The sequence below is a fragment of the Azospirillum formosense genome (assembly GCF_040500525.1).
Taxonomy (GTDB): Bacteria; Pseudomonadota; Alphaproteobacteria; order Azospirillales; family Azospirillaceae; genus Azospirillum; species Azospirillum formosense_A.
On the sequence record NZ_CP159403.1, the window covers coordinates 635258 to 660591 of the forward strand.

Consider the following 25334-nt stretch of genomic DNA (forward strand, 5'->3'; position numbering starts at 1 on the left):
CGATGAACGCCTTCACCTATCCCGCTAGCGTGGACACCGACGGCGTGGGCAGCGCCGGCGTGTCCGAACGCCCGCTGCTGGACGTGTCCGGCGTGACGCTCCAGTACAAGACGCGCCGCCATCTGGTGACCGCGACCTACCGCGTCGATTTCCAAGTGTTCCAGGCGGAGCGCTACGTCCTGCTGGGGCCGTCCGGCTGCGGCAAGTCCTCGCTGCTGAAGGCGGTGGGCGGCTTCCTGGCGCCGGTTGAGGGCGCCATCCGCCTGAACGGTCGCACGGTGACCGGGCCGGGGCCGGACCGCATGATGGTGTTCCAGGAGTTCGACCAGCTGCCCCCCTGGAAGACGGTCAAGCAGAACGTCATGTTTCCGCTGCTCGCCAGCGGCAAGGCGTCGCGCTGGGAGGCCGAGGAGAAGGCGCTGGACTGCATCGCGCGGGTGAACCTGTCCAAGTTCGCCGACGTGCATCCGCACATGCTGTCGGGCGGGATGAAGCAGCGCGTCGCCATCGCCCGCGCCATGGCGATGGAGCCGGACATCCTGCTGATGGACGAGCCCTTCGCGGCGCTGGACGCGCTGACCCGCCGCAAGATGCAGGAGGAGCTGCTCCAGCTCTGGGATGATCTGCGCTTCACCGTGCTGTTCGTCACCCACTCCATCGAGGAGGCGCTGGTCGTCGGCTCGCGCATCCTGGTGCTGTCGCCGCACCCCGGGCAGGTGAAGGCGGAACTGAACTGCGACGGCTACGACCATGTCGCGGTGGGCAGCCCGGCCTTTCAGGACAGCGCCCGGCGCATCCACACCATGCTGTTCGCCGACGAGGTGGAAGCGGTGAAGGGAGCGCACATATGACCGGCCTGTCCCTGGCGCCCCAAGGCCGCCGCGTGCCGCCCGTCCGCCCGGAGTACGAGCGGGCGGTCGCCACCACCGGCCCGATCGGCGACGTGGCCCGCCCGCTGTCCCTCTGGGAGCGGATCGGCAACATTACCGCGCTCCGCCGCTTCGCCGTTCTGGCCGCGGTGGCGTTGCTCTGGCAGGTCGCCGCGGCGTGGCAGAACAACCCGCTGATGTTCCCGACCTTCACCGCCACCGTCACGGCGCTGTGGGAGGCAATCTGGCGGGAGAACCTGCTGTCGATGGCCTGGGTGTCGCTGTCGGTCCTGCTGAAGGGCTACGCCATCGCCGTGGTGCTGGCCGTGCTGCTGACCAGCTTCGCGGTGTCCACGCGCATCGGCAACGACGTGCTGTCCACCCTGACCTCGATGTTCAACCCGTTGCCGGCCATCGCGCTGCTGCCCATCGCCATGCTGTGGTTCGGGCTGGGCGCGGTCAGCCTGACCTTCGTGCTGGTCCACGCGGTGCTGTGGCCGCTGGCGCTGAACACCCACGCCGGCTTCACCTCGGTGTCGGAGACGCTGCGCATGGCGGGGCGGAATTACGGGCTGAGCGGCATCCGCTACGTCGTCACCCTGCTGATCCCGGCGGCTTTCCCGGCCATCCTGACCGGGCTGAAGGTCGGCTGGGCCTTCGCTTGGCGGACGCTGATCGCCGCGGAGCTGGTGTTCGGCGTGTCGTCGGGCAAGGGCGGGCTGGGCTGGTTCATCTTCCAGAACCGCAACGAGCTGTACATCGACAAGGTGTTCGCCGGTCTCGTCACCGTCATCCTGATCGGCCTCGTCGTCGAGAACGTCGTCTTCCGCTGGATCGAGACCCACACCGTCCGCAAGTGGGGCATGGTCCGCTGAGCCCTTTCCCCGGTGGGGAATGAAGTGAGCCTTGAGCAAGGAAACCCGTTTGTGCCTTTCGACAGCAATCTGACCACCGAGCGCCCGACCTTCGTCACGCATCTGGAATGCGCCTACACCGGCGAGCGGTACGAGGCCGACACCGTCCACAACCTGTCCAGGGCGGGCAAGCCGCTGCTGGTCCGCTACGACCTGGAGGGGGTGCGCGGCGCGCTGACCAAGGACGCGCTGGCCGAACGTCCGCAGGACCTGTGGCGCTACCGCGAACTGCTGCCGGTGCGCCGGGTGCGGGACATCGTCAGCCTGGGCGAGGCGGTGACCCCGCTGGTTGCGCTGCCCAGGCTCGCCGCGAAGCTGGGGGCGGCGGAACTTCTGGTGAAGGACGAGGGGCGTCTGCCCACCGGCTCCTTCAAGGCGCGCGGGCTGGTCATGGCGGTGTCCATGGCCAAGGCCTTCGGCATCACGCACATGGCCATGCCGACCAATGGCAACGCCGGCGCGGCGCTGGCCGCCTACGCGACGCGGGCGGGCATCAAGACGACGGTCTTCTGCCCGGAGGACACGCCGGAGGTCAACGTCTCCGAGATCGAACTCCAGGGCGCCACGGTCTACCGCGTCAACGGGTTGATCGACGACTGCGGCAAGATCGTCGGGGAGGGCAAGGCCAAGGCCGGCTGGTTCGACGTCTCCACCCTGAAGGAGCCCTACCGGATCGAGGGCAAGAAGACCATGGGCCTGGAACTGGCCGAGCAGCTCGGCTGGGAGGTGCCGGACGTCATCTTCTACCCGACCGGCGGCGGCACCGGGCTGATCGGCATGTGGAAGGCCTTCGCCGAGCTGGAGGCCATCGGCTTCATCGGCTCCAAGCGTCCACGCATGGTCGCCGTTCAGGCCGCCGGCTGCGCCCCGATGGTCCGCGCCTACGAAGCGGGGGAGGAGCACGCGCCGCGCTGGACGGACGCCCACACCATCGCGTCCGGCATCCGCGTGCCGCAGGCGGTGGGCGACTTCCTGATCCTGCGCGCGGTGCGGGAGAGCGGCGGCTTCGCCGTGGCCGTTCCGGACGAGGCCATCCAGGCCGCGCTGGACGAGGCGGCGCGGGAGGAGGGCTTCCTTCTCTGCCCGGAGGGCGCCGCCACCTACGCCGCCTACAAGCAGGCGCTGGCCGACGGGCGGGTGGGCCGCGACGAGCGCGCCGTGCTGTTCAACTGCGCGACCGGGCTGAAGTACCCGCTGCCGCCGGTCCGCCGGACGCTCGACCGTCACCAGCCCATCGACTATTCGGTGTTCTGAGGATGAGCGGTCCTTACGCGGCGGACCGTCTGGTGGCCCTTGTGGACGCCATCCTGCAACGATCCGGCAGCAGCCCGGAGGAGGCGGCCATCGTCGCCGCCAACCTCGTGGACTCCGACGCCACCGGCCACGCCAGCCACGGTGTGTGCCAGATCGCCGTCTACGCGAAGAGCCTGGAGCTGGGCCACCTGCAACCCAACCGGCACGCCCGCGTCGTCCGCGACGAGGCGCCGTTCCTGGTGGTCGAAGGCGATGTCGGTTACGGGCAGGTGATCGCGCGGGAGGCGACGGACCTCGCCATCGCGCGGGCCAGGGCCGGCGGGGCCTGCGTGCTCGCCCTGCGCAACGCCCATCACATCGGGCGGGTCGGCTCCTACGGCGAGCAGTGCATCGCGGCCGGACTGATCGGGGTCATCTTCGTCAACGTCGTCAGCCGCCCGCTGGCCGCGCCCCATGGCGGGGGGCGGCCGCGGCTGGGCACCAACCCGATCTGCATCGCCGTTCCCGCCACGCCGGGCCATCCGCCCTTCCTGCTGGACTTCGCGACCAGCGCGGTGGCGGCCAACAAGTGCCGCGTCGCCGCGGCCTCCGGGAAGGAGGTCGCCGACGGCTTGCTGATCGACGAGCGGGGCGCGCCGACGCGCGACCCCGGCGTGATGTTCCGCGACCCGACCGGCGCGATCCTGCCTTTTGGCGGTCATAAGGGCTACGGTCTGGCGCTGGCCTGCGAGATCCTCGCCGGGGCTCTGGCCGGCGGGCTGCCGGCACTGCCCGAGAATCTGCGTCCGGGCCGTGTGGTGAACAACGCGCTGGCCTTCCTGATCGACCCGGCGCGGGTGGCCGAGTCCGGGGGCGACGCGGGGAGCGGCAACTGGCAGGCGCTGACCGACGCGGTGCTGGACCACATCCAGGACACCCCGCCGGTCCCCGGCGGCGACGGCGTTCTGGTGCCCGGCGGGCCGGAGCGGCGGAGCCGGGCGCTGGCCGCGGAGCGCGGCATCACGCTCGACCCCGACACCGTGCGCGCCCTGCACGACATCGGGGGCGCGCTCGGCCTCGACGTTCCGGTCTTTCTACGGGGCTGACCGGGTGGGGTCAGGGCAGGATGCGGTTGCGCAGAACCCCGTCCTCTAGGAACAGGCGGGCGGTCTCGGCGGCGTTGCGGCGCATCTCGATCGCCGCCTCGTCGGAATGGAAGGCGTTGTGCGGCGTGACCACGAGACGCCCCTCCAGCCAGGACTCCCGCCGGCGCCACGCGTCGAGCAGCGGGTGCGGGGCGGGCGGTTCGGTCGGCAGCACGTCCGTCCCGACGGCGGCGACCTGTCCGCTGCGCAGCGCGGCCTCCAGCGGGTCAAGGCCGGCGAACATCTCGCCGCGCGCCGTGTTGACCAGCAGGGCGCCGGGCTTCAGCTTCGCCAGGAAGTCCGCGTCGATCAGGCCGCGGGTCTCCGGCGTCAGCGGGCAGTGGACCGTCACGATGTCGGATTCGGCCAGCAGCTCGTCCAGCCGGCGGACCCGACGGTAGCCGACCGCCTTCTCGTGCCCGGCGGGCTGCTGCGGATCGTAGCCGAGGATGCGATAACCGAAGGGCTTCAGCCGGTTCACCACCGCCGTGCCGATCCGCCCGACGCCGACGACGCCGACCGTCGCCGCGCTCGACCGCCGCAGCGGTGTCAGGGTGTTGGCCTGCCACGTCGTGCTGTAGCCGCGGGCGCGGGCGTCGTGTTCCCACAGGCGGCGCTGCAGCGAGAGCAGCAGGGAGACGGCGTGGTCGGCCACCTCCTCCGTACCATAGTCCGGGTTGTTGCAGAAGGGGATGCCGGCGGCCTCCAGCGCCGCCACGTCGACCTTGTCGTAGCCGACGCCGAACCGCACGACAACGCGGCAGCGCGGCAGCTTCGCCACCGTCGCCGGGCCGATGCGGGTGCTCCACACCAGCAGCGCGTCCAGCCGGGCCAGCCGCTCCGGGTCCAGATCCTCCTCGCGGCGGGTGTCGAGGAAATCCACCTCGGCGCAGCCGTCCAGCACCGCCGCCTCGAGGTCCGGCGGGGGGATCATGTGGTCGGTGATTCCGACGACGAAGGGTGCACGCTTGCCCATGGTCATTCTGCGGTCCGGCTCCGGCTGGTCAAGGAACATTGAACAGTTTCATCAGGTGCTTCTTGGCGTGATTGACATAAAAGCACATGGATCACGGCAAAAGCCAACTTGTTAAATAGGGATTGCTGGTGGTCTAATGATGTCAATTCGGGGGCGCCCCGCGGGGTGCTGAACACAGGGAGAGGAACGACGAGCATGCCGTCCCATGACACCGCGCACAGCATCGCCATCGTCGGCGCCGGCTTCACCGGCAGTATCCTGGCGGCCCACCTTCTGCGCAAGGCGGAGGAACCGACGCGCATCCATCTGATCGAGCGCGCCGGCACGGTGGGCGCCGGTCTGGCCTATTCCACCGACAGCGCGGCGCACCTTCTGAACGTGCGCGCCTACAACATGAGCGCCTATCCCGATGACCCGCGCCATTTTCTGCGCTGGCTGTGGGCGAAGGACCTCGGCGGCGACGTGCCGCCCAGCGGTCATGCCTTCGTGTCGCGCCGGCTCTACGGCGCGTACATCCAGGACGTGCTGCGCGAGGCCCAGGCGGAGGCCCCCGCCCATGTGACGCTCGACACGGTGCGGGCGGAGGTGGTCGACGCGGCGGTGGAGGACGCCGTCGGTCAGGGCGTCCGTCTGCGGCTGGCCGACGGGACCAGCCTCGCGGTGGACCGGGCGGTGCTCTGCGTCGGGCATTTTCCGCCCTCGCCGCCGCCCGTCGCGGCGCCGGATGTCTTCGCGTCGGAGCGCTTCATCGGCGATCCCTGGAACCGCGAGGCCGTCGCCGCCATCGATTCCGACGCGGCGGTGCTGATTCTCGGCACCGGTCTGACGATGGTCGACGTCGTGCTGTCGCTGGAGAACCAGGGACACCGCGGCCCGATCCTGGCGCTGTCGCGCCGCGGTCTGCTGCCCACCACCCATCTGGAGACGCGCCCCTTCAAGAGCTTCGTCCACCCCCAGACGATGCCGGGAACCGTGCTCGACGTGCTGATTGCCCTGAAGGCCGACGTCCGCCGTGCGCGCGAGGAGGGGCTGGATTGGCGCGCCGCCTTCGATTCCCTGCGGCCGTTCCACCCGCTGATCTGGAAGCATCTGCCGTTGGAGGAACGGCAGCGCTTCCTGCGCCACGCCCGGCCCTATTGGGAGGTGCACCGCCACCGCATGGCGCCGGAGGTGGCCGCGCGCATCGAGGCCCTGCGGGCGAGCGGACAACTGACCGTCCGCGCCGGCCGTCTCCAGTCGCTGGCCCCGACCGCAGATGGGGTGGAGGCGACGGTCCGCGCGCGGGGCGCCGAGGAGGCGCAATGGACGCGGACGGTCGGCGCCATCGTCAACGCGACCGGCACCGAATGCGATTTCGGGCGCATCCGTCACCCGCTGATGCGCGCCTTGCTCCAGCAGGGGCTGGCGCGCCCCGACCCGCTGCGCCTCGGCCTCGACGTCACCGAGGACGGGGCGCTGATCGGGGAGGGCGGGGTGGTGTCCGACCGTCTCTTCGCGCTCGGCCCGGTCAGCCGTGCCCCCTTCTGGGAGATGACCGCGGTTCCCGAACTGCGCAGCCAATGCGCGGACGCCGCGCGAACTTTCGCCCGCCGGAACCTCGCGAAAAGCTCCGCCGCATAAAACACATAAAAAATGTTATTTTAGGACGAAAAAACCTATTTCCATGATAGATTTATCGTCTATCATGTTGTCCAATGTTGATTTCAATCCGGCAACCGGGGGGCGCCTTTCGGTTGGCCGGCACCGCTCCCGGTCCGCGCGGCTGTGCGCCGTCGCTTCGGTTGAGAAGGAGGATGCCATGCCGGACACGATCTTGCGGCCCGTGGCGGACCGCCTGGACCCGCAGGTGATCGCCATGAACGAGGCGGCGGCCCGCCTCGGTGCCGCCCCCGCCGATCCCTTGAGCCTTCCGCTCGCCGAGGCCCGCGCGGCGGCGGAGCGCTACCACGGCTTTCTGAACGGACCCACGCCGCTTGCCGCGGATGTGACGGAGACGATGGTGGACGGTCCCGCCGGTCCCTTGCCCTTGCGGCTCTACCGCCCGGCGGGCCGCGGCGTGGAACGCCTGCCCGTGCTGCTCTATTTCCACGGCGGCGGCTTCGTCGTGAACAGCGTGGACACCCACGACCGGCTTCTGCGGCTGCTTGCCCGGCACAGCGGCGCCGTGGTCTGCGCGGTGCGCTACAGCTTGGCGCCGGAGCGCCGCTTCCCGCACCAGCACGGGGAGGCGCTGGCCGCCCTGCGCTGGGTCGGCGCAGCCGGGCGGGCCCATGGCATCGACCCGGAGCGGATCGCGGTGGGCGGCGATTCCGCCGGGGCCAACCTCGCGCTCGGCCTCGCCCTGGCCGCCCGCGCGCCGGGGGAGACGCCGGTGGCCTTCGGACTGCTGTTCTACGGCATGTTCGCCCACGACTTCGACACGCTGTCGCACCGCCGGTTCGGCGACGGGCGGTACGGGCTGACGACGGCGCGGATGCGCTGGTACTGGCGGCAGTATCTCGGCGCCGCCAGTCCCGATGATCCGCGCGCCGCGCCGCTGCTGGCCGACCTGCGCGGCCTGCCACCCCTGCTGCTGCTGGCCGCCGACCTTGACTGCTTGCGCGACGACACGCTCCGCTTGGCGGAGCGGCTGGCCGAGGTGGGGGTTGCGCACCGGCTCGCCGTCTATGACGGGCTGCCTCATTCCTTCGCCACCGCGACCCGTCTGGTCGACCGCGCGCACGGAGCCGTCCTGCAGGCCGCCCTGGCGGTGCGCCGCCACCTGGACGCCTGACCGGTCACCAGCGGTAGCGCAGGCCGGCGCTCAGCGTGTGGCCGGTGGCGTCGCGGCGCAGGTCGGCGTCGTAGCTGCCGTAGGCCTGGAACCGCTCGCCCAGTGCCGCCGTCAGGCCCGCCCCCAGCACCGCGGCGTCGCGTCCCGGCTGGCCCCCCGACACCGTGTAGGAAGCGCCCAGCAGGCGCGCCCCGCTGCGCGCGGCAACGTCGAGGACGTCGTGGTCCCAGCGAGCGCGCAGCTCGGGCTCCAACGCCGTCTCGCCGGCGGTCAGGCGCCAGCTCGTCCGCAGCCCCAGGCTGGTCCGCAGCGTGCTCAGGTCGGTGTCGTCCACCGACAGGCCCAGCGCGCCGGCGCCGGTCTCGCTGAAGCCGTCGCGGGTCACCCGGTCGAAGCGGAGCCCGGCGAAGGGCTCGATGCGGGCGCCGTTCCAGGTCACGGCGTAGCCGGTGCCGATGGCGGCCCCGAAGACGTGGCCGTTGCTGTCGCTATCGGCGCGGCGGTCCAGGCCGCCTGCCGAGCCCATCCGCAGGACGCGGCGGGCGTCGTACTGGCCGAAGCCGTACATGGCTTGGGCTTCGGCGAACCACGCGCCGACGCGGTAGGTGCCGTAGAGCGCCGCGCTGTAACTGTCGATGTCCGTCCGGTCGCCGCTGCCCCGCACCTCCACCGCCGTGCGCTGGTAGCCGAAGGCGGCACCGGCGGTCAGGTCGTCGGAGAGGGCGCGGTCGGCGCCCATCGCGAGGCCGCCGCTGCGCTGCCGGGTGCCGGCGGCGTTGCCGTCGCCATCGGAGTTGGCGAAGCGCCCCACCGCCCGCGCCCACAGGCCGAGCGCCGTTCCACGCTCCGCCTCCGGCGTGGCCAGCGGAGCGATGGCTGTGGCGAGGCCGTCGGCGCGCAGCGCGGCCATGCGGCCCTGCACCGCGTCGCCGAACAGGCGGGCGGTGTCGCGGGCGGCGGTCATGGCCTCCGCATGGACGGCGCCGCCCAGGCTGTCGAGCGCCGCCGGGATGGCTTGGCCGGACAGCGGGTAGAGGGCGTCGAACAGCGGCTTCGCCGCGTCCGACGGCCGGGCGCCGGCGGCTGGGCGGACGGCGTCCAGCGCGGCGCCGACGGCCGACTGGTTCGCCGTGGCCGGCACCCCCGCCGCCGCCAGCCGGGCGTAGCGGACCGGCGTGGCGATCAGGGTGATGGTGTCGGTCCCGTAGACGGTGTCGAACCGCGTGCCGGCGGGCAGGACGCCGGCGGGCTGGGCGATGCCGGCGAAGGCGCCGGTCACGCCGCCACTGGCGGTGACGATGGTGAAGCCCTGGCCGAGGCGCGGCGTGAAGCTGTTGGTGGCGTCGCCGCTGATCCCGCGGGTGACCGGGACCAGCGTGCCGCCGGCGGCGAAGGTGCCGGGCGTGCCGGTGACCGCCAGCTGGTCGTGGAAGCCGGCGCCCGTCCCGGCGGTGGGGCCGTCGATCTCGACGCGCAGGGTCGATCCGGCGGCGTTGGCGACGCTCCCCTCCACGGTCAGGATGCCCGGCGAGTTGCCGGGGCTGAGCGTGCCGGCGTTGGTCAGCGCGCCGGCGATCCGCCCGTCGCCCGACAGCAGGCCGCCGCGCTCCACGGTCACGGTCGGGCTGGTGAGGCGCGTGTTGACGGCGAGCTGGGCGTTCGTCTTCACCGTCGTGGCGGCGACCGACTGCGTGCCGGAGGCCAGCGTCACGCCCGTCGCCGTGCCGGTGCTCGTGCCGATCTGGAGCTGGGCGAGGTTCGACACGTCGGCGCGGACGGTCGAGCGGCCCTCCAGCGTCAGGCTGTCGGTGCCGCCGGCTCCGGCGATGGCGAAGCCGACGTCCATGTTGGCGATGTTGACGCTGTTGCGCTGCCCGTTGAACGGGTTTCCGGGATTCAACTGGAGCAGGACGGCGGTGCCGGTCCGGCTCAGCGCCAGGGTGCCGGCGCCGAGCGGCGCCGGGTTCAGCCGCTCGACGGCGCCGAACTGGCCGGTCACCCCGCCCGACGCGGTCAGGATCTCGTAGCTGCGCCCGGTCAGGTAGAGCCCGTCCGCCGCCGTCACCTGGACGGTGGCGCCGTTGGATACGGTGGCCGCCCCGCCGACCGCCAGCTTCGAGGCGTTGCCGGCGGGGTCGATGCCGACCTGGAGGCGGGAGCCGGCGGCGAAGGCGAGGTTGCCCGCCACCGCCAGCGTGCCGGACGCGCCGTCTCCCGGAGTCACGGTGCCGGCCACGGTGGCCGCCGGGACGGTGATGGTGCCGGTGCCGGACAACGTGGCGCCGCTGGCGACGGTCAGGGCGCTGCCGAGCGCCAGCGGGCCGTTCACCACCAGAGTGCCGCTGCCGACCGTCGCGGTGGCGAAGCCGCTGTAGACGTCACGCGCGCCGATGACGTAGCGCCCGCCGTTGCCGAGCCGGACCTCCAGCGCGTCGGTCCCGCCGCCGCCCAGCACCTTGCCGGTGATCGAGCCTCCCTGGATCACCAACCGGTCGTTTCCGGCACCGAAGGCGATGGCGATGGGATCGCTGCCGCCGCCGGTGATGGCGCCGGAATTGGTGATGGTGTTGGCGTGGGGGCCGAGCAGGGTAATTGCCGGACCGTCGCGGCTCTCGATGCGCCCGGCGTTGGTGATGGTGGTGGCGCCATAGGCCGCCCCCTCCGCCCCGTCGTCGACCAGGATGCCGTGGCCGGTGCCGGAGATGACTCCGCCGGAGGTGTTGGTGATGGTGCCGCCGCCCATGGCGATGCCGTCGGCACCGTTCGGGCGCCCGCCGGAATCGACGCCGCCGGCCCCGGTGCCGCGGATCGTCCCCTCATTGACGATGGTGCCGATGTGATCGATGTCGACGCCGTCGCCATCGCCGTTGGTCGAGGCGACGCCGCTGCTGTTGAAAATGTTGCCGGCCCCGGCATAGTCGCCGGAGATCACGCCGCGGTTGATGACCGTGCCGTTGCCGTCGGACCCGACGCCCGAGCCGTTGCGGCCGATGATGGTCCCGCCGGCCTCGTTGACGACGGTGATGTCGGTGTCGGCGGTGACGCCGTGCCGCGCGCCGGAGATCAGGCCGCCCGACCGGTTGGTCACGGCCACGCCGGTCCGCCCGCCCGCGTCGATGGCGTCGGCGGTGCCGTTGGCGCCGCCGCTGGTGTTGGCGCCCAAGCTGCGGATGATCCCGGAATTGTCGATGACGGCGTCCAGGCCGGGCCGCAGCGCGTCGTCGTTCAGCGCCTCGATAACGCCGGTGGCGCGGTTTATGACGCTCAGCGTCACGCCCGCCGTGTTCATCGTGCGCAGGTCGAGCGCCTGGCCCTGCAGCGCGCTCGCCGGGTCGGTGGGGGCGGCGGCGCGGACGGTGCCGGCGTTGTCGATGGTGACTCCGCCGCTGGTGATGTTGGTGTTGATGCGCACCGCGTCGTTGGCGTCGGACTGGATCACCGCGCCGGCCCGGTTGGTCAGGGTCAGCGTCCGCACCGTGTTGCCGCCCGAGCTGTCGAAGCCGCGCCCGCCGGTCGAGCGGATGGTGCCGGCGTTGTCCAGCACCACGTTGCTCGCGGTGCCGCTCTGCGTGACCGCGGCGCCGGAGGTCTGCAGCGTGCCCCCGGCGGCGATGGTCCCGGTCTGGCTGCCCGACAGGGTTTGCGGGGAAGTGACCGTGCTTCCGCCCGTCACCGCGAACTGGGCCAGCGCCGGGCTGGACACGAACAGCAGAAGGCCCACGCAGCCGTGCAGCGCCGTGGTTGCCAAGAGCCCTTGGCGGGTCGGCATGGTCACACTCCCTGTGATGACGCGGTCGATGATGAGGATGTCCTGCGAAAGGCGGGCGCCCTGCGGACGGCGCGGCGCGGCGCGTGGCGGTGGAATCCAAGGCGAGCGCTCAGCCGGCGCGAGTGATAGCGGCCTTGCGTGACCGTTCGGTGACGGATCGGTGATGATTGGGTGTACGAACGGACCCGGGGAGCGGCCGGTTGGCGGCGGCTGTGTCACAGCCGGGGCTTTATTGCAGCCCTGGAGGTTGTCAGCGGCCGATCATCCACCAATGTGAACGGCAGCCGGGCGGTTCCATGGCCGCCCGGTTCCCACCCGGCATGCCCGCCATTCGACACTCCATCAAGGAGGCGGCCCAAGAGGCCGAAACTATATGCGTCGTCACCGCCGCGCGAAGATCGTTGCCACGGTCGGTCCCGCCAGCAACACCCCCGAGATGCTGAAGCGGCTGTTCCTGGCCGGCGTCGATACCTTCCGCCTGAATTTCAGCCATGGGACGCACGAGGATCACGCCAAGGTCCATGCCGCCATCCGCGCGCTGGAGGCCGAGATGGGCCGCCCCATCGGCATCCTTCAGGACCTGCAGGGTCCGAAGATCCGCGTCGGCACCATCCGCGACGGCAAGATCACCGTCGCCGCCGGCGAATCGATCCGCTTCGTCCTGTCCGGCGCCGACGGCGACAAGACCGCGATTCCGCTGCCCCATCCGGAAATCTTCGCCGCGGTGATGCCGGGCCACAATCTGCTGATCGACGACGGGCGCGTGCGCGTCGCCGTGACTGGGCTGGGCGACGACTACATCGACGCCAAGGTGGTGATCGGCGGGACCATCTCGAACCGCAAGGGCGTCAACCTGCCCGACACGGTGCTGGAGCTGTCGCCCCTGACCGCCAAGGACCGCGTCGACCTCGCCTTCGGGCTGGAGCTGGGCGTCGACTGGGTGGCGATGTCCTTCGTGCAGAAGCCCGCCGACCTGCTGGAGGCCCGCGGGTTGATCGGCGACCGCGCCGGGCTGATGTCGAAGATCGAGAAGCCGGCGGCTCTGGACCGCATCGACGACATCATCCGCCTGTCGGACTCGGTCATGGTCGCCCGCGGCGACCTGGGCGTCGAGATCCCGCACGAAGAGGTGCCCGGCCGCCAGAAGGAGCTGGTGCGTGCCTGCCGCCTTGCCGTGAAGCCGGTGATCGTGGCGACGCAGATGCTCGATTCCATGGTCAACGCCCCGACTCCGACGCGGGCCGAGGCGTCGGACGTGGCGACCGCCATCTATGACGGCGCCGACGCGGTGATGCTGTCGGCGGAATCGGCCAGCGGCGCCTTCCCGGTGGAGGCCGTGGAGATGATGGACCGCATCATCCGCAGCACGGAGCAGCACAAGCTCTACCGCTCGATCATCGACGCGTCGGACCCCGGCGAGGAGCAGACCGCGCCGCACGCGGTGGCCGCCGCCGCCGCTGATCTGGCGGAGGTGATCCACGCGTCGACCATCGTCGCCTACACCTCCAGCGGCACCACGGCGGCGCGCATCGCCCGCCGGCGCCCGGCGGTGCCGATCCTGGCGATTACGCCGCACGCCGCGGTGTCGCGCCGCCTGTCCCTGCTCTGGGGCGCGCACAGCGTCCTGTCCGCCGACATCCACACCTACGAGGAGATGGTCGAGCGGGCGCTGGGCTTCGCCAAGGAGGAGGGCTTCGCCAAGCCCAACGACCAGATGGTCGTGGTGGCCGGCATCCCGTTCGCCAAGGCAGGGACCACCAACAACCTGCGCGTGGTGCAGGTCGAGGGGTAAGGCGCGGGGGGCGGTTGCCCCCTCCCTAACCCTCCCCTGCGAAGCGGGGGAGGGCCGGGGTGGGGGCAAACCTCAGCGCCCCTTGTAGGTCTCGCTATCCATGTGGGCGAGCTGCGCCTCCGGGTAGCGCTCGCCCGCCGCGGCGCCGGGCGGCAGGGCCTCGGCCAGCTGCGCCAGATCCTCCGCCGACAGGGTGAGGTCGAGGGCGCCCAGCGCCTCGGCAAGACGGTCACGGCGACGGGCGCCGACCAGCGGGACGATGTCGCGGCCCTGCGCCGCCACCCAGGCGATGGCGACCTGGGCGACCGAACCGCCGATGCGCTGGGCGATGTCCCGCAGGCGCTCGACCAGGGCCAGGTTCCGATCGAGATTCTCGCCCTGGAAGCGCGGGCTGCGGCTGCGGAAATCCTGGCCCGCACGGTCCTTGCTCCAATGGCCGCTGATCAGGCCGCGCGACAGCACGCCATAGGCGGTGATGCCGATGCCAAGCTCCCGGCAGGTGGGCAGGATGGCCTCCTCGATCCCGCGCGAGATCAGGGAGTATTCGATCTGCAGGTCGCTGATCGGGTGGACCGCGGCGGCGCGGCGGATCGTCTCCGGACCGACCTCCGACAGGCCGATGTGGCGGATGTAGCCGGCCTTCACCATGTCGGCCATGGCGCCCACCGTGTCCTCGATGGGGACGCTCGGGTCGAGCCGGGCCGGGCGGTAGATGTCGATGTGGTCCACCCCCAGCCGGCGCAGCGAGTAGGTCAGGAAATTCTTCACCGCCGCCGGGCGGGAATCGTAGCCGTTCCAGCCCATCTGCGGGTCGCGCAGGGCGCCGAACTTCACGCTGATCAGCAGCCCGTCGCGGTCGCGCCCGCGCAGGGCGTCGCGGATGAGCAGCTCGTTGTGCCCCATGCCGTAGAAGTCACCGGTGTCGAGCAGGGTGATCCCGGCGTCGAGCGCCGCGTGGATCGTGGCGATGCTCTCCTCCTGGTCGGCGGGACCGTAGAAGTCCGACATGCCCATGCAGCCGAGACCGATGACCGAGCTGGCGGGGCCGGCGGCCCCGAGCGTGCGCTGTTCCATGTTCCTGATCCTCTCCGTCCGTCGCGGCGCCGTTCCGGTGCCGTCTTGCTCTGAATAATGACCTGGGGATGATGACCCGGCCCCATTGATCCGATAAGCTGGACAATGCCGAACGGGCTGTTCGCCATATCGAACAATGGGAATCCGGGAATGGACGACACCGACCTGCGCGACCTGCAGGCCTTCGCCGCCGTGGCCCGCCACCGCAGCTTCCGCCGCGCGGCGCTGGAGCGGCGCGTGTCCGTGTCCAGCCTCAGCCAGCGGATGCGGGAGTTGGAGGAGCATCTCGGCGTGCGCCTGCTGAACCGCACGACGCGCAGCGTCGCCCCCACGGAGGCCGGGGAACAGCTTCTCCGCCGGTTGGAGCCGGCCCTGGGCGAAGTCGCCGGCGCCCTGTCCGACCTGCGGGAGCGCCAGGGGCGCCCGGCGGGGCGGCTGCGCATCAACGCCCCGGCCCCCGCGGCCGATCTGGTGCTGGCCCCGATGGTCACGCCCTTCCTGAGCCGCTTCCCCGAGGTGGAGTTGGAGATCACCGTGGACATGGCGCTGATCGACATCGTGGCGCGGGGCTATGACGCGGGCGTGCGCTACGAGGAACATCTGGCTCAGGACATGATCGCGGTGCCGCTCGGTCCGCCGCAACGCTTCGTGCTGTGCGCGGCGCCGTCGGTGCTGGAGCGGTTCGGCGTGCCGGAACAGCCGGAGGACCTGCTGGGCAAGCCGACCATTTCCGTCGTCTACGCCAGCGGCGCCCACCCGCCCTGGGAATTCGAGCGGGACGGGCGCGTCGTGCGCGTCCAGCCGGGCGGCCCCTTCCACGCCGGCCATGTCGGCGTCCAGGTCCGCGCGGCGCTGGACGGGCTGGGCTTCCTGATGACCTTCGACGGCTATGTGCGGGACCACCTCGCGTCCGGTCGTCTGGTCGCCGTTCTGGAGGACTGGAGCCAGAGCTTCCCCGGCCCCTTCCTCTATTACCCGTCGCGCCGCCAGCCCCCGGCGGCGCTGCGCGCCTTCCTCGACTTCCTCAAGGACTGGCGCCGGCAGGCCGCGCCATAGGCGTCACACGGTGCAGAGGAAGCGGCGCTCGCCGCCCTCCAGGACCAGCGCGGTCAGCCGGTTGGAGGCGTAGGCGCCGGTGTCGATGCCGATGCGGTTGGAGCGGACCTCCGGCTGCTCGACGATGGTGTGGCCATGCACGACGAGCTTGCCGTGGTCGAGGTGGGAAGTCAGGAACTCCCGCCGGATCCACAGCAGGTCCTCGTCGCGCTGGCGGTGCAGCGGCAGGCCGGGGCGGATGCCGGCATGGACGAACAGATAGTCGCCGATGGCGACGCTGGAGCGCAGGCCCGCCAGAAAGGCCCGGTGATGGGGCGGCAGGGCGGCGGCGAAGCGTTGGCGGGCTTCGTCGACATGCTCCGGCGGGGCGTCCTCGACGGGGGCCGGAACGCCGTAGCTGGCGAGCGTCGCCCGCCCGCCATACTCCAGCCAGTCCGGCCCGGCTTCCGGCTTTTCGATGAAGTCCATCATCGCGGCCTCGTGGTTGCCGCGCAGGTGGATGGCGCCGAAGCCGGGCAGGGGCTCTCGGCACAGCCGTTCGATGACCATCGCGGAATCCGGCCCGCGGTCCACATAGTCGCCGAGAAAGACCAGATACTTGACGAGGTCGGCGCCGCTCGCCGCGTCGCGGTCGATCTGCGCCAGCAGTTGGTCCAGCAGATCCAGCCGGCCGTGGATGTCGCCCACCGCGTAGACGCGCACGCCCCGCGGCACATGGCTCGCGACGGGTTCCGGGTCCGACCACAGTTTGCGCGCAAAGCCGAACACGCTCCGCTCTCCTCCGTCCTCGATGGGTGGGTCCTGCCTTGTCAGGATGGGGATGACGGCGCGCGCTCTCAAGTCGGACCGTCGCTTGCCCGGACCGCCTTCGCCGAATTCATCCACATGGGGCGAGTCGGACTGGAAAGAGCGGGTGACGTCAAGCGGCCGGAATGGTTACCCCGTAGGGTGAACTCAGGAGCCGGGCATGGCGCGGTCCAGCGCCTCCAGCAGGCCGCCGAGCCGGAACTCCACGGTCCGCCGGTCGAGCCGCGGCCAGTGATAGACCTGGGTCACGCCGCTGGCCTGCTTCTGGAACTCCAGCCGCAGCCGACGGTCGGCGCGGATCAGCGGCATCAGGCGCTCCATCGGGCCGCAGGTCAGGCCGATGCGCCGTGGTTCCTTGATCGCGGCGAAACGGCTCAGCATCTCCGTTCCGGCGTCCTCGTCGGCAATGGCGCCCTCGGCCACCTGGGCCAGGAAGCGGGTGAATTCGGGCGGAGCCGCCTCCGGCGCGGCACCGGCCTGCGGCCCCTCGTCGAGCGCGTCGGCGAGGTCGTCAAGCTGGCGCGGCGTGTAGAAGCGCTGCGGCGGGGCGCCGTCCACCGCCAGGGTGACGGGGTGGGCCAACGCGATGGGCTCGTCGAACACGATGTAGAGGGAGGTGCAGACCGCGTCGCGCACCGCGCTGATGCTCAGCTCGCCGAGGCCGCCGCGGTTGTCGGCGAAGGGCTGGACGGCGGACACGGTGCAGCGCTGCCCGCTGCCCTCACCGGCGCAGACGGGATCGGAGACAGGGGCTTCCACAGCCAGGGCGGGTGTGGCGGTTCCCAGCCCGGCCACCAGCAGGAACAGCCCGATCCGGCGCGTCATCGGCAACAAACCCTCCTCCGGCGCATGGTCTGAACGGGGGACGCTACCAGGGCCGTGCTTTCGTCCTGGTTAATGGTCCGGTGCGGTGGGGATGGCGCGGGCGCCCGGCCATTCCCAATGGGGCCTCAACCTTGGTGCCGCGTTCTCGCCGGTCCGAACTCTGTTAGGATGTGGGAAAAGAAGGACAAGGGGGAGGGGCGCCATGGACGAAAGCCCGATCCGCGTGCGCCGGTTTCGCGAGATCCTGCTGTGGCCGGTGCAGTTGATGCCGCTGAAGGCGGGCGCGCAGATCCAGAACCACTGGGAGTGGCTGGGCGGACCGGACTGCCCCTGGCAGGAGGTGGAGGACGAATTCACCCGGGACCCCGGGCAGTTCAGCGAGCGCCATTACAGCGAGTTCGTCTCCTTCCTGCCCTATGTGCAGCGTTTCCTCTATGGCGAGGGGGAATCGCGCGACCACCGGCCCGGCTATGGCGGCTCGCCGATCCGCGTCTTCCGGCGGCGCGACGTGGCGGCGCTGACGGTCACCCTGCGGCGTGGGCAGGCGCCGTTGCGCTTCGCCATCGCGCATGTCGATCTGCATTTCTTCCACGACGTCGACGTGGCGATCCTGGTCGTGGAGCTGTTCGGCGAAGACTTGCCGCTGGACCGCGTGCAGAACACGCTGTTCCGGCTGGGCCGCACCTACCCGCCCGCCTGGGAGGCCGACGGCGCCGCCGCGCAATGCCCGCACCGCGTCGAATGGATCGGGGCCGACGGCGCCGTGCTCGCCGTCTCCGACTATGAGCGGAAGGCGGACTATCTGTCCTTCGTGTGCCGTCACCGGGCGCCGCGCATCGCCGCCCATTGGCTGTTCCTTCTGCGCCCGCTGGTCCACCACCATTCGGAGGAGATCGGGCTGTTGCGCTACCGCCAGCTCGAATACCAGCGGATGCCGGCCATGGCCTATCTGTCGCTGGACGAGCCGGAACGGCTGGAGCGGGCGGACTGGGTGCGGCTGGGCTTCGCCACGTCACCCGGGCCGGGAGCGGGGCCGGGGCCTGGATCGGGGCCTGGAGCGGGGGAATCGATGCCCTTCGCCCCGGCCTTTCTGGAGGGATTCGAGCAACGCTATTGCTACGACCGTTATTGGGACCCGCGGGCGCCCGGCGCCTGGACGCGCAGCCGCATCCTGTGCTGCGGCCATTCGCTGGTCATCGTGGGGCCGGAGGGCGACGCCTTCTTCACCGACCCGGAAACCGGGCTGCTCGGCCAGTTCCGGCACCAGTACTTCCTGCTCGGGCTGGTCGTGCATTTCCACCGGGCGGCACTGGTGATGCTGTCCGACCGGCTGGTGCTGGCGGTCAGCCAGCTCGACATTGGGGCCGTGGAGTCGGTGAAGCGGTTCAAGCGCGACATCCGGCAGATGTTCGAGATCTTCCTGCGCTTCACGCACCGCTACTGGTTCCATGAGCTGTCGATCCAGGGACCGCTGCGCGACCTGTTCCGTCTGTGGGCCGGGCATCTCGGCACCGACCGCCTCTACGCCGAGGTGCGGGACGAGGTCCAGGACATGTCCGATTATCTCGACAGCGACGGGTTGCGGCGGCAGGCCAACACGGTGCTGCGGCTGACCGTGGTGACGGTGGTCAGCACCATCGGCACGCTGGTCACCAGCTTCCTCGGCATGAACCTGCTCGCCATGGCCGACGACCCGTTGCCGACGCGTATTTTGTTCTTCCTGCTCGTCCTGCTGGTGACGATCGGGCTGATCGCCTACAGCGTGATGCGGTCCAAGCGGCTGGCCGACTTCTTGGAGGCCCTGTCGGACGAGCGGCTGCCGGGGCGGAGCAAGCTGGCGCTGCTGGCGAAGGTCTGGGAGCGCCCGAGTCGCCGCGCCGAACCGCCCCCGTGAACCGATGAAAGCCGGACTTCGAGCAAGACCGGAAGGATAGGGCGCCATTGCCACGAATGGAGAGGGCCGGCGCCAAAGAACAGGCGTGAAGCCGGAACCTGACGGTCAAGCTCGCGTTCTTCTCAGCGAAAGCTCCACATTTGGGAGGACGCCATGAGCATCGGCACCATTCTGCTCATCATTTTGATTCTCGTTCTAATCGGTGCGGTTCCGGCTTGGCCGCACAGCCGCGGTTGGGGCTATGGCCCCAGCGGCATTCTCGGCGTGCTGCTGCTCGTTCTGATCGTGCTTCTTCTGATGGGCCGGATCTGACGGGCAAGCCCTGCCGGCTCACCGAGGCACGGGCGCCGTTCCCGTTCCGCCATCGGCCCTTGGGCATCACGCTCCGGGGCTGCGGCCGGGACGGGAACGGCGCCCGTTCCGCATCACGAACATCAGCCAGCCGATCGGCCCCAGGATCAGCACCATCACCACCCAGCCGGCCCGCGGGCCGAAGGGACAGCGCGTGCCGGGCGGCGGACGCCACGGGCCGCCGCGCCGCGACAGCATCACGTGGAGAAGAGGCGCGCCGTACAAGGCGAACAGGATCAGCCAGGGTGCAAGATTGTGTGCCATGGCGGCATGCTACCCCAGAACGGGTTGCCGCTCCCACCACGGAGCGGAGGGAGCCGCGTCGTCGGCGCTTGTTCGGTGATGTGTCCAAATGGTAATACCGCAACGCAGGAATGGACTTCAAGCGTATGAGGCATGGTTGCGCCGCGGCGTGGCGGACGATTATCCTCAGCGGCGTCCGATATGCCGAAAGGCCGGTATCATGGCGGTTGAGATCGAACGGCGCTTTCTGGTGCGGAGAGACGTCCGTCCCCTGTGCCGAAACGGCCTGTCCATCGTCCAGGGCTATCTGCCCTCCGACGACGGCCGGACGGTGCGGGTCCGGGTGGCGGGGCCGGACGCCACGCTGACCGTCAAAGGCCCCCGCCGCGGTCTGTGCCGCGAAGAGGTCGAGCGTCCGCTTCCCCTCGATCTCGCCCTGGGTCTGTTGCGCCACAGTTGCCGTGGCGGCCTGATCGAGAAGACCCGCTACCTCGTCCATCATCATGGTCTCTGCTGGGAAGTCGACGTCTTCGGCGGCGAGAACGCCGGTCTGGTCATTGCCGAGATCGAATTGTCCCATCCCGACCAGATCGTTCCGCTTCCCGTCTGGGTGGGGGCGGAGATCACGCACCGGGCGGCCTACAGCAACTCCGCCCTGTCGCGCAGCCCGATCCGTCACTGGGTCAGCGCGGCCTGACCCGTCTTTCGGAAAAAGAAGCCCCGGTCCGAAGGGAGGACCGGGGCCAAGGCTGCGTGGATGACTGTGTGCAGCGCAGCAATCCGCGTGCCAGATTGTGCGGAATCTCCGGCGATGCCCCGAAAGGGGAACGCAGCCCAGCGCCGTCCTGTTGAAAAAAGGCCGTCCGGACGGGCGGCGGGCAACGGCGAACGGGAGTCTGGCACGATGGCTCACTACGAGAACCGATGGAAGGACGAGGCCCGCAACGTGGACGAGGACGACCGCCGCGACGTCCGCGAGCGCAACGAATTTGGGCGTGGCGCCTACGGCGCAGGCGATTATCCCCGGAGTGACTACGAAAGCGGCGGTTCCGGCGGACGCGATCCCAGCCGCCGCTGGGGCAGCGACTGGGGCCACGCCGAACGCGGATGGCATCGCGACGACCGGGTGCGGGACGATCGGTTGCGGGAGGAGCGCTATCGCGACGAGCCCATCGGCATGGCGCGGGAACGCAACTTCTGGGAGCAGGCGGGTGACGAGGTGGCCTCCTGGTTCGGCAACGACGATGCCGAACGCCGCCGCCAGGAGGACGAGCGGCGCGCCCAGTTCCGGGGGCGCGGTCCACGGGGCTACACCCGCTCGGACGAGCGGATTCGCGATGATCTGAACGACCGGCTGACCGAGGACCCCTATCTCGACGCCACCGACATTTCGGTCTCCGTGTCGGGGGGCGAGGTCACGCTGGACGGCACGGTGGACGACCGCATGGCGAAGCGCCGCGCGGAGGATCTGGCCGACGCCATCTCGGGCGTCCGTCACGTCCAGAACAACCTGCGCCTTCGTGAACCGGGCGGCACCATGGCCTTCTGAGCGTGCCGCGTCCAAGGCGCCGGCGGAACGCCCCCGCACCGACCGGAGCGGGGGTGTTCGCGCGTGCGCTCAATGGGCGGTGGTGGCGCCGGCCTCGTCGGCCATGAAGGGGCTGTATTGTCTGTCCACCGATTGGATGTGTTCGATGAACCATTCCTTCAGGAGCAGGATCAGGTCGATGCGCAGCATCATCTCGTTGCTGTCGTCATCGTCCAGCGTCAGTTTGCGCACCTCGTCGATGAAGTAGCGGTGGGCGGCCCGGTGGGCGTCGAGGCCGGGATAGCCCTGCCGCTCCATCAGCGCCTCCTCCCGGGCGAAATGCACGGTCGTGTACTCCTGCAAGCCCCCCAGCAGCCCGGACAGGCTGGAGCGGTCCTTCTCCGCGATGCCGGCCTTGAGTAGATGGTTGAACATGTCGAGCAATTTTCTGTGGTCGTCGTCGAGAATTTCGACGCCGACGCTCATCGATTTATCCCAGGCAACATGTTGCATCGGATCAATCCTTCCAGAGGGCCGGGTCAGCCGAGTATAGGGGAGCGGAAATCTTGTGTTGCGATGTTAAAACCGGCAACCGCGGCGGCACAAGCGGCAAAAAACCGCAGGCCGGAGGTTGCGCCGCACCCTGTTGACCTTGTGGGCCGGCAAAGGATGTGCTTCCCCGCGCGCCGTCCAGGCATTATGAAAATGCCAGGGATCTGCGGAGTTCGGGACGATGGCGCTGCTGGACGATATTCTGGAAAAGAAGCGGGTTCTGGACGACGCCCGGCCGATGCCGCTGACGGTGGTCCGTGATCTGGCCGACCGCTTCGAGCGCGGCCTGACCACCGCCTGCCTCCTCGTCGAGGGGGTGGAGCTGTCCCCGGACGACATCCGCATGGTGCTGGACCGCGGCGCGGTGCTGCGCAGCCGCCCGGCCGACCCGCAGCGCCTCGTGCTCAACCACCGCGCCGCGCTGGAACTGATGGCCCGCCTGTCCTTCCAGGGCGGCGGGGTGGTGACGGAGCGCACCATCGCGGCCTTCCACGGCGTGCTGTACCAGGGGATCGACGCCAACGCCGGGCGCTACCGGGACGGCGCGCTCAAGGAGGACGCCGGCGCCTCCCCCGATCCGGCGAAGGTCCGGGTGTCGATGTCGGCGCTGTCCGGCTGGCTGCGCCGGACGGAACCGGGGCCGGAAGCCGCCTTCGAGGCGCATCACCGGCTGATGAGCGTCCGCCCCTTCTTCCAGGGCAACGCCGCGACCGCGCTCCTGCTGTGCAACCTGATCCTGAACCGCGCAGGCTTCCCGCCGGTGGTGGTCACGGACGAGGATCGGGAGATGTACGCCGCGATGGTCGAGCGCGCCTGGTCGCTGGGCGACAAGACGCCGTTCCGCGACCTGATGATGCGTCTTCTCGACCGCAGCCTGAACCTGTGCCTGCGCAGCGCCGCCCGCGCTCTCCGTGATTTCGAGCCGGCCGACGAGGATGAGCACGGCTTCGGCGGCGACCATGACGAGGGCTATGGCCGGCGCCCCTGACGGGATCTGACGGTCAGCCGCGGGCCGGCAGCAGCAGGCGCGACGGGCGCGCGCCGCCGCCGTGGATCAGCAGGGTGATCGGCTGCGCATCGACCAGCCGGGTTTCGCCCGGCTCCGCCCCGGTGCCCGGATTGATGGGATAGGCCGGGAAGCAGGACCCGGCGAGGCTGAGGCGCAGCACGGCGCCGGCCGGCAGCGTCGCGCAGAGGGCGCGCAGGGCCACCGGCATGGGGCGCTGCTCGCCGCCCGGCTCCACCCGCGCGTACCCCTGGCTGAGCGGCAGGACGCGCCCGTCGGGCAACGCGGCCGACAGGACGGCGCTGACGTCGAAGGACGGCGCGTCGGCCTCCACCCAGATTTCCAAGGCGGCGAGGCCGGACAGCGTCAGCGGCGCCGCGAGCGGGGCCGTGTCGTAGACCGCGACGTCGGGACGGGCGTCGATGGCGGCGCGGTCGCGCGGGCCGGCGTCGGGCACCGCGTGGCCGCCCACGGTGGGCACCGGGTCGCGCGGGTCGTGGACCAGCACGTCGAGGAACGCCTCGTCCGGCGCCCCCTCGCGCAGGGCGCCGCCGTGCCGCGTGGCGAGGCCGTCGCCGGCCAGATGCAGCGGCTGCGCGGCGGGCGGCAGGTCCGGCAGGTCGCGCCAGCGGCGTTCCAGAACGTCGAACAGGCGGATCGGGCCGCCGCGCTCCGCTCCGTTCATCTCTCCTTTCAGAAAGCGCTCGAACCAGCCGAGCTGGAGGGCGTCGAAGGTCGGCAGGTCGGTCGGCCTCACACCGTCAGGGCCGGGATGGGCGGCGACGCCGCGGCGGTCCCACGGGCCGACCAGCAGGCGGACGGTGCCGTCGCCGCCGGCGGACAGCGCCTCGTGCGCCGCCAGGGTGCCGGTCAGGCGCGGATCGTACCAGCCGCCGATCTGCAGCACGGAAACCTCGCCTCCGCCGGCGGACAGGGCGTGGCGTGGCGACAGCGCGTCCCAGCTTCCCCCCGGTCCCGGCGTGGTCAGCCAGTCGTCGTAATGGCAATGGCGCGCATAGTCCCGCAGCACCCGTGGGCGGGAGGGGATTTCGTCGTCCAGCGGCAGGCTGCGGATCGCCTCAAGGAGCGCGCGGTAGGCGGCGCCATCCTCCAGCCGGCGGGCGGATTCCGCCGCGCAGTGCAGCGCCCAGCCCATCGCGTCGGCCAGCCGGAAGGCGCCGCCCTCCGTCGCCCAATCGGTGAAGACGTCCCAACCGGCCAGTGCCGGAACCACGGCGCGCAGAGCGGGAGGCCGCTCGGCCAGGGCCAGGAGCTGCGCCATCCCGGCGTAGCCGCTGCCGTACATGCCGACCGTGCCGTTGGAACCGGGCAGGGTCGCCGCCCAGGCCACCGCGTCGGCGCCGTCCTCGCGCTCCGCCTCGAAGGGGCGGAAGCGGCCCTCCGACGTGCCGCGACCGCGCACGTCCTGCACGACGACGACATAGCCCCGCGCGGCGTACCACCGCGGGTGCGCATAATGGCTGGTCATCGCCGTCCGCCGCCCGCAGTCCACACGCAGCAGAAGGAGCGGCCAGGGACCGACACCGTCGGGCCGGTAGAGGTCGGCGTCCAGCCGCACACCGTCGCGCGTCCGCATGGAGACGGTTTCGGGTGGCCGGACGGCCAGGAGGGGCGGCTGTTCGAGAATCACCGGGGCCATATGGGTCATGGAGCGCCGTGCCGAGCAACAGTGACCGGCAACCATCGCAAGCGCTGTGCCATGACCGACGGATGGCCGTCGCGATGTTCCCTCTCCCGCCCCGGGAGAGGGAAGGGGCCCGCGCAACGCGCGGGAAGGGTGAGGGTACGGGCAACAGGTTGGTGTCTGATCCTCGGGCGACCCTCACCCGGCGCCTTCGGCGCCACCCTCTCCTGGGGCGGGAGAGGGTGCTTAAACGATGGGCAGACGCCTCTCCGTAAGGCGTTTTTACGAATCGTAGCTCATCAGCGAGACGCTGGGCACGTCCAGCTTGTCGCGGCCGTTGAGGAAGGTCAGCTCGACCAGGAAGGCGGCGGCGCGGACGTCGGCGCCGACGCGGCGCAGCAGGCTGATCGCCGCGGCCATGGTGCCGCCGGTCGCCAGCAGGTCGTCCAGGACGACCACGCGCTGGCCGGGCTTCACCGCGTCGGCCTGAACCTCGATGGTGTCCGTGCCGTATTCCAGGTCGTAGGAATGGGCGACCTTGTCGCCGGGCAGCTTGCCGTGCTTGCGCACCATGATGAAGCCGGTGCCGAGCGCCAGGGCCAGCGGGGCGGCGATCAGGAAGCCGCGGGATTCGATGCCCACCAGCAGTTCCGGCTTGTGCGGGCGCAGAGCCTCGGCCAGCTGGTCCACGGCCTCCTTCCACGCCTCGGCGTGAGCCAGCAGCGGGGAGATGTCGTAGAAGAGGATGCCGGGTTTGGGGAAGTCGGCGATGCCGCGGATGTGGTTCTTCAGATCGATGGGGTTCGGCATGGTGAAAAGGTTCCTGTGCAACGGCGGCGCCATACTATCGGGGCGGCGGTCCGCGTGCAAACCACCGCTGTG

General features: G+C 70.7%; 22 protein-coding genes. 13 read left to right on the plus strand and 9 right to left on the minus strand.

The annotated features are described in order from the left end of the window. The first annotated feature begins 2 nt into the window (after positions 1-2). From ABVN73_RS16055 to ABVN73_RS16070, 4 genes are read left to right on the plus strand one after another with little or no spacing between them, the layout of a single operon-like run. Entirely contained in the window at positions 3-851 is an 849-nt protein-coding gene (locus tag ABVN73_RS16055) for an ABC transporter ATP-binding protein (RefSeq protein ID WP_353860623.1), read from the plus strand. Further along, positions 848-1744 carry an ABC transporter permease gene (locus ABVN73_RS16060; RefSeq protein WP_353860624.1) on the plus strand — a complete coding sequence of 299 codons (897 nt, stop codon included), beginning with the start codon at positions 848-850 and terminating at the stop codon, positions 1742-1744. The genes ABVN73_RS16055 and ABVN73_RS16060 overlap by 4 nt, the downstream gene beginning before the upstream one ends. Positions 1745-1795: 51 nt before the next feature. Then, entirely contained in the window at positions 1796-3037 is a 1242-nt protein-coding gene (locus tag ABVN73_RS16065) for a threonine synthase (RefSeq protein ID WP_353860625.1), read from the plus strand. Positions 3038-3039: 2 nt separating this feature from the next. Further along, positions 3040-4122 (plus strand): malate/lactate/ureidoglycolate dehydrogenase, encoded by a 1083-nt coding sequence (locus ABVN73_RS16070; RefSeq protein WP_353860626.1) that lies wholly within the window; start codon positions 3040-3042, stop codon positions 4120-4122. 10 nt (positions 4123-4132) lie between these two features. On the opposite strand, the gene ABVN73_RS16075 is transcribed toward ABVN73_RS16070, so the two are convergent. Beyond that, positions 4133-5137 carry a C-terminal binding protein gene (locus tag ABVN73_RS16075; protein WP_353860627.1) on the minus strand — a complete coding sequence of 335 codons (1005 nt, stop codon included), beginning with the start codon at positions 5135-5137 and terminating at the stop codon, positions 4133-4135. A 195-nt stretch (positions 5138-5332) separates the two neighbouring features. On the opposite strand from ABVN73_RS16075, the gene ABVN73_RS16080 reads away from it, so the two are divergent. Both ABVN73_RS16080 and ABVN73_RS16085 read left to right on the plus strand, forming a co-directional pair. Further along, complete coding sequence (locus tag ABVN73_RS16080; RefSeq protein ID WP_353860628.1) at positions 5333-6757, plus strand: FAD/NAD(P)-binding protein; 1425 nt, start codon at positions 5333-5335, stop codon at positions 6755-6757. A 178-nt stretch (positions 6758-6935) separates the two neighbouring features. Continuing rightward, positions 6936-7910, plus strand: coding sequence for an alpha/beta hydrolase (locus tag ABVN73_RS16085; protein ID WP_353860629.1), 975 nt, complete (start codon positions 6936-6938; stop codon positions 7908-7910). A 4-nt stretch (positions 7911-7914) separates the two neighbouring features. Here ABVN73_RS16085 and ABVN73_RS16090 read toward each other — a convergent pair whose 3' ends face one another. Next, positions 7915-11679 (minus strand): autotransporter domain-containing protein, encoded by a 3765-nt coding sequence (locus ABVN73_RS16090; RefSeq protein WP_353860630.1) that lies wholly within the window; start codon positions 11677-11679, stop codon positions 7915-7917. 373 nt (positions 11680-12052) lie between these two features. Here ABVN73_RS16090 and pyk point away from each other — a divergent pair, with 373 nt between their 5' ends. Beyond that, complete coding sequence (gene pyk, locus ABVN73_RS16095; RefSeq protein WP_014198596.1) at positions 12053-13471, plus strand: pyruvate kinase; 1419 nt, start codon at positions 12053-12055, stop codon at positions 13469-13471. Positions 13472-13543: 72 nt separating this feature from the next. Here pyk and ABVN73_RS16100 read toward each other — a convergent pair whose 3' ends face one another. After that, positions 13544-14545: an aldo/keto reductase gene (locus tag ABVN73_RS16100; protein WP_353860631.1), complete on the minus strand. Its 1002-nt coding sequence runs from the start codon at positions 14543-14545 to the stop codon at positions 13544-13546. Positions 14546-14695: 150 nt separating this feature from the next. On the opposite strand from ABVN73_RS16100, the gene ABVN73_RS16105 reads away from it, so the two are divergent. Continuing rightward, positions 14696-15601, plus strand: a complete 906-nt coding sequence (locus ABVN73_RS16105; RefSeq protein ID WP_353860632.1) for a LysR family transcriptional regulator — start codon at positions 14696-14698, stop codon at positions 15599-15601. Between the two features lie 3 nt (positions 15602-15604). Here the strand turns inward: ABVN73_RS16105 and ABVN73_RS16110 are convergent, their stop codons facing one another. Then, positions 15605-16369, minus strand: a complete 765-nt coding sequence (locus tag ABVN73_RS16110; protein ID WP_353860633.1) for a metallophosphoesterase — start codon at positions 16367-16369, stop codon at positions 15605-15607. Positions 16370-16555: 186 nt separating this feature from the next. Next, complete coding sequence (locus ABVN73_RS16115) at positions 16556-17233, minus strand: hypothetical protein (RefSeq protein WP_353860634.1); 678 nt, start codon at positions 17231-17233, stop codon at positions 16556-16558. 202 nt (positions 17234-17435) lie between these two features. Here ABVN73_RS16115 and ABVN73_RS16120 point away from each other — a divergent pair, with 202 nt between their 5' ends. Both ABVN73_RS16120 and ABVN73_RS16125 read left to right on the plus strand, forming a co-directional pair. Then, positions 17436-19127 carry a CorA family divalent cation transporter gene (locus ABVN73_RS16120; protein ID WP_353860635.1) on the plus strand — a complete coding sequence of 564 codons (1692 nt, stop codon included), beginning with the start codon at positions 17436-17438 and terminating at the stop codon, positions 19125-19127. 153 nt (positions 19128-19280) lie between these two features. Further along, on the plus strand, positions 19281-19439 hold the full coding sequence (locus ABVN73_RS16125; protein ID WP_014198602.1) for a DUF3309 family protein: 159 nt from the start codon (positions 19281-19283) through the stop codon (positions 19437-19439). A 66-nt stretch (positions 19440-19505) separates the two neighbouring features. Here the strand turns inward: ABVN73_RS16125 and ABVN73_RS16130 are convergent, their stop codons facing one another. Beyond that, positions 19506-19742 (minus strand): hypothetical protein, encoded by a 237-nt coding sequence (locus ABVN73_RS16130; protein WP_353860636.1) that lies wholly within the window; start codon positions 19740-19742, stop codon positions 19506-19508. Between the two features lie 199 nt (positions 19743-19941). On the opposite strand from ABVN73_RS16130, the gene ABVN73_RS16135 reads away from it, so the two are divergent. Continuing rightward, positions 19942-20418 carry a CYTH domain-containing protein gene (locus ABVN73_RS16135; RefSeq protein ID WP_353860637.1) on the plus strand — a complete coding sequence of 159 codons (477 nt, stop codon included), beginning with the start codon at positions 19942-19944 and terminating at the stop codon, positions 20416-20418. A gap of 207 nt (positions 20419-20625) precedes the next feature. Next, on the plus strand, positions 20626-21270 hold the full coding sequence (locus tag ABVN73_RS16140; protein ID WP_353860638.1) for a BON domain-containing protein: 645 nt from the start codon (positions 20626-20628) through the stop codon (positions 21268-21270). Positions 21271-21339: 69 nt separating this feature from the next. Here the strand turns inward: ABVN73_RS16140 and ABVN73_RS16145 are convergent, their stop codons facing one another. Further along, complete coding sequence (locus ABVN73_RS16145; protein WP_353860639.1) at positions 21340-21762, minus strand: bacteriohemerythrin; 423 nt, start codon at positions 21760-21762, stop codon at positions 21340-21342. Positions 21763-21982: 220 nt separating this feature from the next. On the opposite strand from ABVN73_RS16145, the gene ABVN73_RS16150 reads away from it, so the two are divergent. Beyond that, complete coding sequence (locus ABVN73_RS16150) at positions 21983-22789, plus strand: Fic family protein (protein WP_353860640.1); 807 nt, start codon at positions 21983-21985, stop codon at positions 22787-22789. A 13-nt stretch (positions 22790-22802) separates the two neighbouring features. Here ABVN73_RS16150 and ABVN73_RS16155 read toward each other — a convergent pair whose 3' ends face one another. Further along, positions 22803-24476: a CocE/NonD family hydrolase gene (locus ABVN73_RS16155; protein WP_353860641.1), complete on the minus strand. Its 1674-nt coding sequence runs from the start codon at positions 24474-24476 to the stop codon at positions 22803-22805. Positions 24477-24734: 258 nt separating this feature from the next. Further along, positions 24735-25250: an adenine phosphoribosyltransferase gene (locus ABVN73_RS16160; protein ID WP_035678983.1), complete on the minus strand. Its 516-nt coding sequence runs from the start codon at positions 25248-25250 to the stop codon at positions 24735-24737. Positions 25251-25334 lie beyond the last annotated feature (84 nt).